General features: G+C 74.3%; 8 protein-coding genes. 3 read left to right on the forward strand and 5 right to left on the reverse strand.

Going from position 1 to position 8,412, the window contains the following annotated elements; all coding sequences use genetic code 11:
- Positions 1-1,882 precede the first annotated feature (1,882 nt).
- On the reverse strand, positions 1,883-3,025 hold the full coding sequence (locus tag AB0H81_RS42310; RefSeq protein WP_358387394.1) for a histidine kinase: 1,143 nt from the start codon (positions 3,023-3,025) through the stop codon (positions 1,883-1,885).
- Positions 3,026-3,165: 140 nt separating this feature from the next.
- Between AB0H81_RS42310 and AB0H81_RS42315 the strand changes: the two genes are divergently transcribed.
- Positions 3,166-3,387, forward strand: coding sequence for a hypothetical protein (locus AB0H81_RS42315; RefSeq protein ID WP_358387397.1), 222 nt, complete (start codon positions 3,166-3,168; stop codon positions 3,385-3,387).
- 68 nt (positions 3,388-3,455) lie between these two features.
- Positions 3,456-4,595, forward strand: coding sequence for a cystathionine gamma-synthase (locus tag AB0H81_RS42320; protein WP_358387400.1), 1,140 nt, complete (start codon positions 3,456-3,458; stop codon positions 4,593-4,595).
- Positions 4,596-4,619: 24 nt separating this feature from the next.
- On the opposite strand, the gene AB0H81_RS42325 is transcribed toward AB0H81_RS42320, so the two are convergent.
- Both AB0H81_RS42325 and AB0H81_RS42330 read right to left on the reverse strand, forming a co-directional pair.
- A complete protein-coding gene (locus AB0H81_RS42325) occupies positions 4,620-5,051 on the reverse strand; it encodes a hypothetical protein (protein WP_358387402.1) in 432 nt (143 codons plus the stop codon).
- A 10-nt stretch (positions 5,052-5,061) separates the two neighbouring features.
- A complete protein-coding gene (locus AB0H81_RS42330; protein WP_358387405.1) occupies positions 5,062-5,205 on the reverse strand; it encodes a hypothetical protein in 144 nt (47 codons plus the stop codon).
- Between the two features lie 141 nt (positions 5,206-5,346).
- On the opposite strand from AB0H81_RS42330, the gene AB0H81_RS42335 reads away from it, so the two are divergent.
- A complete protein-coding gene (locus AB0H81_RS42335) occupies positions 5,347-5,769 on the forward strand; it encodes a DUF6292 family protein (RefSeq protein ID WP_358387408.1) in 423 nt (140 codons plus the stop codon).
- 18 nt (positions 5,770-5,787) lie between these two features.
- Here AB0H81_RS42335 and AB0H81_RS42340 read toward each other — a convergent pair whose 3' ends face one another.
- Entirely contained in the window at positions 5,788-7,755 is a 1,968-nt protein-coding gene (locus tag AB0H81_RS42340) for a hypothetical protein (RefSeq protein WP_358387411.1), read from the reverse strand.
- Between the two features lie 30 nt (positions 7,756-7,785).
- Positions 7,786-8,412, reverse strand: a 627-nt coding sequence (locus tag AB0H81_RS42345; protein ID WP_358387414.1) for a hypothetical protein, incomplete at its 5' end; no start/stop codon positions are given.

Genomic DNA, 8,412 nt, shown 5'->3' on the forward strand with positions numbered 1-8,412 from the left:
GTTGGGAACATCTGATGTCGTCACTCTGGCTCCCCATACTCCTGGCGGTGCCCGTGCTGGGGGCCGTGGTGGTGGCCCTGCTGCCCAAGGGCGCCCCCTCGCCCTGGAACTGGCGGCGACGCGGGTACGCGCGCTGGGCGTCCGGGGTGTGGCCGAGCGCCTCGACGACCGGTTCAGGCTGCTCAGCGCCGGCATGCGCGACGCGCCCGCCCGGCAGCGGACCCTACGGGCCGCGATCGACTGGAGCTGGGAGCTGCTGACCGAGCAGGAGCGGGTGGTCCTGCGCCGGCTGGCCGTCCACGCCGACGGCTGCACGCTGGAGGCCGCCGAGGAGGTCTGCGCCGAGCCCGGCGTCGACGTGCTCGACGTCGTCGCCCGGCTCGTGGACCGGTCGCTGGTCGTGGTCACGCCGGGGCCGCGCTACCGGCTGCTGGAGTCGGTGTCCGCGTACTGCGCCGAGCGGCTCGCCGAGGCGGGTGAGGTGGACGCGGTCAGGGAACGGCACGCCCGCCACTACACGGAGCTGGCCGTACGGGCGGAGCTGCGCGGGCCGCGCCAGGTCGAGTGGCTGGAGCGGCTCGACCTCGAAAGCGCCAACCTGCGGCTCGCGCTGACCGGGCCCGAGCCGTTGCGCCTGGTCAACGCGCTGGCCTGGTACTGGTACCTGCGTGGCCGGCTGGGGGAGGCCCGCCGTTCCCTGACCGCCGCCCTGGCCCGCCACGGCGCGTCAGCCGACCCTGCCCACGCGTCCGCCGGGCCCGCTCGCGGCGAGGCGGCCGTGGCGTCCGTGTGGCTGGCCGGGATGACCGTGCTCAGCGGCGAGGCCCCGCCCCCCGTCCACCGCACCGGCCTCGACGCCCATGGCGAGGCGGTCGCCTCGTGGTTCCTCAGCCACGTTCAGTGGGCGTACGGCGACCAGGAGGAGCACCGGGCCGCCGCCGACCGGGCGCTGGCCGTGCTGGAGGAGCTCGGCGACCGGTGGGGCGTGGCGGCCACGCTGTCCCTGCGTGCCAAGCTGGCCCTCGTCCGGGGCGACCTGGACGCGATGCGGCGCGACGGCGAGCGCAGCCTCGCGCTGTTCACCGAGCTGGGCGACGACTGGGGCCGGATGGAGGCCATGGACGCCCTCGACCGGCGCGCCGAGGCGCGCGGCGACTACGCGGAGGCGGCGCGGCTGCGCGAGGAGGGGCTGCGCCTGGCCGAGCGGCTCGGCTTCGAGGTGCCCTTCAAGCTGTCGGCGCTGGGCCGGATCGCGCTGCTGGCCGGCGACTACGCCGCCGCCGACGAGCGGCACGAGCGGGCCCGGCGGCTGGCCGTGGCGCAGTCGTACAAGTCCGCCGAGGAGTACGCCGTGCTCGGCCTGGCCGTGAGCGCCCGGCGGCAGGGCAGGTACGCGGAGGCGGAGGCGCTGCTGACCCCGTGGCTGGGCTGGCTGCGGGAGGTGCGCGGGACGCCCGGCATCGCGTTCGTCATGGCGGAGCTGGGCTTCGCCGCCGAGCAGCGCGGCGACGCCGCGACGGCCCTGACACGGCAGCGGGCCGGCCACGACGCGGCCCGGGCCAGCGGCGATCCCCGGGCGGTCGCGCTGGCCCTGGAGGGGCTCGCGGGCGCGGTGTCCCTCGCGGGGGACCAGGCCGAGGCGGCCCGCCTGCTGGGCGCGGCGGCCGCCACGAGGGAGGAGACGGGAGCGCCTCTGCCCGCCGCCGAGCGGCTCGACGTGGACCGGATCACCGCCCGTGTACGGGAAGCGCTCGGGGAGACGGCCTGGCAGGACGCCTACGCCTCGGGGCAGCACGCCTCGGGGGACGCCGGACCCGGCCCGGGAGGGCCAGGCGGCGCCTCGGGGGAGGGGGAACCCGGGCCGGGAGGGCCAGGCGGCGGCTCAGGGGAGGGGGAACTCGGCCACCACTTCCCAGGCGCCCTGCGGGGTCGGCCCCGCGTACAGCCTGCCGCCGAGCGCCTCCACCCGCTCCGCCATCCCGACCAGTCCGAACCCGCCGCCCAGCCGCGCGAGCCGCGGATCCGCCGCTGACCCGAAGTTGCTGATCCGCAGCACCGCGACCCGGTCGGCCAGCCGCAGGCCCGCCTCGATCCACGACGCCCCCGGCGCGTGCTTGCGGATGTTGGTGAGCGCCTCGCGCAGCACCCGGTGCAGCGTGGTCATCACCTCGGGCGGCAGGGTGCGGTCGTCGATGCCCTGCCCGATCTCGAACGCCACCCTCGGCCCGTTCGCGGAGAACCGCTCGGTCAGGTGGCGCAGGTCGGCCAGCGACGTGCCGGGGGTGCGGCCCGCCTCGTCCTCCGCCCGCAGGACCGTGACCAGGCGCCGCATGGCGCTGAGCGCGTCGCCGCCGGCCCCGGCGATGGCGTCGAGGGCGGGCACCACGGCCTCCGGTTTGGTCTCCGCGACCGTGCGGGCCGCCTGGGCCTGGACCACGATGCCGGTGATGTGGTGGGCGACGAGGTCGTGCAGCTCCCTGGCCAGCTCCAGGCGCTCGGACCGGCGTACGGCGTGGACGGCCTCGTTGCGGCGTTCCTGCTGGAACCGCAGGTAGCCGCCGATGCCGGCGGCCGTCGACCAGCCCGCGAACAGCAGGAACGAGAACGCGAGCCCGTTCCCGTCGGACAGGCGCCAGGCGCCCTCGGCCATGAGCACGACCAGCGTGACGACGCACAGCACCGCCGCCCGCCGCACCGGCTCCACCTGGCGCAGCACGCCGATGGTGAGGACGAGCAGCGCGCCGGTCTCGGCCGACCCGGGCGCGCCCGCCGTGGCGGTCGCCGCGAAGACCACCGTGACGGCCACCGACATGCCCGCCACCGCCGCGAACCCCTCAAGCCGCCACCGGTGGCGCAGCGCCACCGCCACCGTGCCGGCGGCCCCCGTGACGGGGACGAACCACTGCGGCCCGCCGTTCTTCACCGCGACGGCCACGTCCAGCAGCAGCATCATGCCCAGCCAGCCGAGCACGGCGATCTCGCTCAGCCGTCTGATCCAGTACACGATGCGCTTGCCGTCCGCCACGCACTGGAGCCTAGGCCGGAAGTCGGAGTGCCCGTATCGGCCGTTCGGCCGAGCGCCGGGGGCCAGGACCGGTCCTTCAGCGGAGGCGGGGGCGGGGGCCGGCGGCGGATGCTAGAGGTGTCCGAAAGGGGGACGAGGCCATGGTGGTCATCGGATTCACGTTGCTGGGTGTCGGCCTGGGGGTCGCGCTGCTGCTGGCGCTGGCCGACCCGGTGCTGCTCTCGCGCATCAACGGGGAGCACGCGGAGGGCGGCAGCGGCCGGCACATCGAGGTGCCGCGCCGCGAGCCGCGCTCGGAGGCGGACGTGGTACGGCTGGCCAAGCCGTCCCGCGAGGACCGGCACGAGCCCGCCGCCGCCTGAGGCCGTCCCGCGAGGACCGGTACGAGCCCGCCGCCGCCTGACGGCGGGTGTCCGTTACCGTGGGGCCTATGACGAACGGTTTCGAAACCCTGGCGATCCACGCAGGTCAGGAGCCCGACCCGCTGACCGGCGCGGTCGTGCCGCCCATCTACGCGACGTCCACGTACAAGCAGGACGGCGTCGGGGGCCTGCGTTCCGGATACGAGTACAGCCGCTCCGCCAACCCCACGCGCACGGCGCTGGAGGAGGCGCTGGCGGCGGTCGAGGGCGGGGCGCGCGGGCTGGCCTTCGCCTCGGGCCTGGCGGCCGAGGACACCCTGCTGCGCACGGTGTGCAAGCCCCAGGACCACGTCATCATCCCCAACGACGCCTACGGCGGCACCTACCGGCTGTTCGCCAAGGTCAACGCCCGCTGGGACCTCCACTTCGACCCGGTGCCGCTCGGCGACCTCGACGCCGTCGCCGCGGCGATGACGCAGAAGACCCGCATCGTGTGGCTGGAGACGCCGACCAACCCGCTGCTCGGCATCGCCGACATCGAGGCCCTGGCCCAGCTCGCCCACGACAACGGGTCGCTGCTGGTCGTGGACAACACCTTCGCCTCGCCGTACCTCCAGCAGCCGCTGGCGCTGGGCGCCGACGTGGTCGTCCACTCGACCACCAAGTACGTCGGCGGTCACTCCGACGTGGTCGGCGGCGCCCTGATCGCGGCCGACCGCGGGCTCGGCGACGAGCTGGCCTACCACCAGAACGCCATGGGCGCGGTCGCCGGGCCGTTCGACTCCTGGCTCACGCTGCGCGGGCTGAAGACGCTGGGCGTGCGCATGGACCGCCACTGCGACAACGCCGAGCGCGTGGTCGACCTGCTGCTCGCCCACCCGAAGGTCACCCAGGTGCTCTACCCGGGGCTGGAGGGGCACCCGGGGCACGAGGCGGCGGCCAAGCAGATGAAGCGGTTCGGCGGCATGGTGTCGTTCCGCGTCGAGGGCGGCGAGGAGGCGGCCGTCGAGGTGTGCAACCGGGCCGAGCTGTTCACGCTGGGCGAGTCGCTGGGCGGCGTCGAGTCGCTGATCGAGCACCCCGGCCGCATGACGCACGCCTCCGCGGCCGGTTCGCCGCTGGAGGTGCCCGCCGACCTCGTGCGGCTGTCGGTCGGCATCGAGACGATCGACGACCTGCTGGCCGACCTGACCCGGGCGCTGGGCTGAGCCGGACGCCCGGCACGGGGACCCCTAGCTGGGCACCACCATCAGGAAGAGGATGACGAGCCAGATCACCGCCAGCAGCCCGCTGATGGCGGCGATCCGGCCGTTCTGCACCTTCGCGTCGTCCGTCGCGTCGGGGCTGGCGAGCACCCGTACGGCGGCGCGCAGGTCGCGGTCGATGATGACGATCAGCACGATGGCCACGATGAACAGCGTCATCGACGCCGTCATGTACCACTTGCCGAGCACCGCGCCGCCCAGGGCCGCGCCGAGCGCTATGCCGAACACCAGGACGCCCAGCGACCCGACGCCGTAGATGCGGGTCGTGCGCTGGATGTTCTGCAGGACGGGCACGTTCTTGGCCCGGATGGCGCGGGGCGCGGCCATGGTCACCGCCGTGAGCGGACCCACGGTGAAGATCGCGAAGCCGATGTGCAGCCAGAGAAGCAGGGACGACATGTCGCTGACACTAGTCCCCGGCGATCTCGACCGTGGGCTCGACACTCAGCGGCGTCTCGACGCATTCTTTACCGTCCGGGGAGCAGCGCGTGACGAGCTCGGTGGCGACCACGGCCACCACCATGAAAACGATCAATACAATCATGGCGAACATGAGGCTCCCCTCCTTCCCCGTCGTGGACGTAAATATCGTCCGTAATGACTAGACGGTGTGGCAACGGAATAAGTTCGGCCCGGGTATGGTTGGGGACCGTCCCACTTTTCTCACCCTTTGGACACATGGGGGTGTCTTCCGTTGGCCATCAGGCACGTCGAGCCGTACACCGATGAGTGGCTGAAGCAGCCGGTCTGCTACGCGCGCCTCGTCGTCGAGCAGCTCGGCGCCGAGGTCTCCGACTGGTGGGAGGGTCCGTGCGACCCTCGCGCCGTCACCGTCCGGCTCGCCGACGGCACCGCCCTGGTGTGGGACGAGGAGAGCGGCTGGCGGCTCGGCCGCTACGTCGGCGGCGGCGCCGGCCTGCACACCGAGCTGTCGGGCGTCCGCTACCTGGGCGGCGGGCTGCTGCCCCGGCCGGAGCGGGTGCCGGCGGCGCTCACCGACGCCCGCGAGGGCGTGGGCGCCAGCACCGCCTGGCGCCCCTGCTACCGCTCCCACCGCAACTGCCGCGACGGCTTCGACGTCGCCCTCGACTTCTACACCCGGCTCATCGACGCCTGACCGTCGCGGCCGGACGTCTCAGCGGGCCCGGCGCAGCCGCAGGAAGTCGCTGACCACGTACTCGCCGAGCCGCTCGGCGCTGGGGGAGAAGACCCGGCCGCCGTTCCTGCGGGCCACCTCGTCCACGAACTCCTTCAGCCGTTCGTCGGCCGCCAGCATGAAGACGTTGAGCGTCGCCCGCCGCCTGGTCATCTTGTCCACCTCGGCCAGCGTCAGCTCCAGCGTCTCGGCCGACGGCGGCCACTCGAACGCCGAGTGCCCGTTGCGCATCAGGTGCGCCGTCGGCTCGCCGTCCGTGACCACCAGCACCACCGGCTCGAAGTCGGGGTGCCGGTCGAGGTGGCGGCCCGCGATGAGCAGCGCGTGGTGCAGGTTGGTGCCCTGGACCATGTCCCAGTCGAGGCCCGCCAGCTCGTCCGGCTGGAGCACGCGCGCGTAGTTGGAGAACCCGATGATCTGCACGGCGTCCTGCGGGAACTTCGAGGCCACCAGCGCCTGCAGGGCCAGCGCGGTCTGCTTGGCCGCCGCCCAGGTTCCGCGCAGCGCCATCGAGTACGACAGGTCGACCAGCAGGCAGACGGCCGCGGCGCTGCGCCGCTCGGTCTCGGCCACCTCGAAGTCGTCCACCGACAGCCGCACCGCGGAACCCGGCGTCCCCTCGGCCCGGCGCAGGCCGCCGTTGCGGACGCCGTTGACGAGCGTGCGCACCACGTCGATGGGCTGCTCGTCGCCGAAGCGCCACGGCCTGGACGAGCCGGTCAGCTCGCCCGCCGCGCCCGCGTCGCGCTGGTCGTGGTCGCCGCGCCGCCCCGCGTCCAGCGAGGAGAACACCCGGCGCAGCGCCGTCTCGCCGAGCCGCCGCACCGCCTTGGGGGTGAGCTCCAGCTTGCCCCTGCGGCGCAGCAGGTAGCCCTGCTCCTCCAGCTCGCGCTCGATCCGGCGCAGCGCCTCCAGGTCGTCCACCGCCGAGCGGCCGAGGGCCCGCCGGACCGCGGCCTCGTCGATGTCGTCGAGCCGGGCGCCCGGGTAGTCCTGGCGCAGCGCCGACTCCAGCCGGGTCAGGTCGGCCAGCTCCTCCAGCGCCGTGACGGCGTCGCCCATGCCCAGCGGCTCCTCGCCGCTGAGCCGTTCGGGGGTGTTCCAGGCCAGGTCGGGGCGGCGGGCGTAGAGGGACTCGCCGAGCCGGCGCATCTGGTCGGACAGCCCGGCCTGGTCGAGCGTCTGGTTGATGAGGTTGTTGAGCTCCTCGCGCTGGGCGGGTGTCATGGAGGCCAGCATGCGCTGCGTGGCGGCGGCGCGGCGGGCCAGGATGTCGACGAGCTCCTCCAGGTCACGGGGGTGCTCGGGGAACAGGTCGCCGTACTCGTCCATGAACGCGTCGAAGTCGGCCTGCGTGTGCTCGCCCCTGGCGTCCTTGTCGAGCATGTCGTTGAGGTCGGCCATCATCCGCCGGACCCGGTCCATGGCCGCCGGGTCGGGGGCGGCCAGCGCGTCGCGCAGCCCACGGAACTGGCTGTCGAGCACCTCGCGCCGCAGCAGGTCGCGCAGCTCCTCGAACGTCCGCCTGGCCGCGTCCGAGCGCCACTCGTACGAGCTCAGCTCCTGGATGGCGCTCGCCGTGTCGTCGGGCAGCGCGTCGAGCTCGCTCTCGCGCAGCCGCGCGTCGTCGGACGGGTCGGGGAACAGCTCGGCCCGCTCCTGGCCGATGGCCTTGTCGAGCAGGGCGCGGGCCTGTTCGAGGGTGCCGTCGAGGCGGCCGCTCTCCCGCAGCTCGCGGCGGCGGCGGCGCACCTCGCGCAGCATGTCGTCGAGGCCCTTGCGGTCATGTGCGCCGGGCAGGCCGCGCTTGAGCAGGTCGCGCAGGGCGTGGACGGGGGTGGAGCCGGACAGGATGGCGTCGCCCATCTCGTCCAGCGCCGCGCGAACGTCGTACGGCGGGGCCAGGGGGTCGGGGCCGTTGTGGTACTCGCCATAGCGGTAGGCCATCACGGACCCACGCTAACCCCACGAGCCCGCTCACGCGTCCCCGTAGACCTCCCAGACCTGCTGGACCTCCTCGGCGAGGGGCGCGTAGTCGACCTGGACGGCCACCGGGTGCCCGGCCCCCTTGAGCGCCCTGACCAGGTCGGCCGCCGTGCAGGTCTTGCGGCCGAGGCCGTTCTTGTCCGCGTTGACGGGGGCGCCGGCGAGCCACCCGTCGCCGCACCTGCGCGTCACACGGCTGAACGAGACCGCCCCGGTGTGGCCGAGCCGTACGGTGCGGCCGGCGCGGGTGAACAGCACGGCCGAGTCCCCGGCCCGGCGGAGCGTGCCCCGTGCCACCCGGGACGGCGACGGCTGGGCGAGGACCTCGCTGACCGCGACCGCCCGGCCGCCGCGGTGCTCGACGCGGACGGGCACCGGGCCGCCGCGCAGGCTCTCGGCCAGGTCGTCCGGGGCGCACCGGGTGGTGCCGCGGCCCTTGCCGTCGATCGCGATCCGGCCCTCGGTCTCCTTGAGGTCGCAGGCCACGGTGACGCGGCGGTAGGCGGCCCCGGTGTAGTCGAGCCGGAGCGGCCGGGCGCCGGCGAGGGCCGTGAAGCGGTGCAGCGGCCTGCGGTACGTGGCGGCGCGGGGGGTGATGCGCAGCGCGCCGGCGCCGTC

The organism is Nonomuraea sp. NPDC050691 (genome assembly GCF_040654455.1).
Classification (GTDB): domain Bacteria; phylum Actinomycetota; class Actinomycetes; order Streptosporangiales; family Streptosporangiaceae; genus Nonomuraea.

Bases quoted from the DNA above. Each gene is read 5' to 3' on its own strand.
- AB0H81_RS42330 (WP_358387405.1), bottom strand. From the start codon at position 5,205: ATGTTCGCCATGATTGTATTGATCGTTTTCATGGTGGTGGCCGTGGTC.
- AB0H81_RS42340 (WP_358387411.1), bottom strand. From the start codon at position 7,755: ATGGCCTACCGCTATGGCGAGTACCACAACGGCCCCGACCCCCTGGCC.
- AB0H81_RS42325 (WP_358387402.1), bottom strand. From the start codon at position 5,051: ATGTCGTCCCTGCTTCTCTGGCTGCACATCGGCTTCGCGATCTTCACC.
- AB0H81_RS42320 (WP_358387400.1), top strand. From the start codon at position 3,456: ATGACGAACGGTTTCGAAACCCTGGCGATCCACGCAGGTCAGGAGCCC.
- AB0H81_RS42315 (WP_358387397.1), top strand. From the start codon at position 3,166: ATGGTGGTCATCGGATTCACGTTGCTGGGTGTCGGCCTGGGGGTCGCG.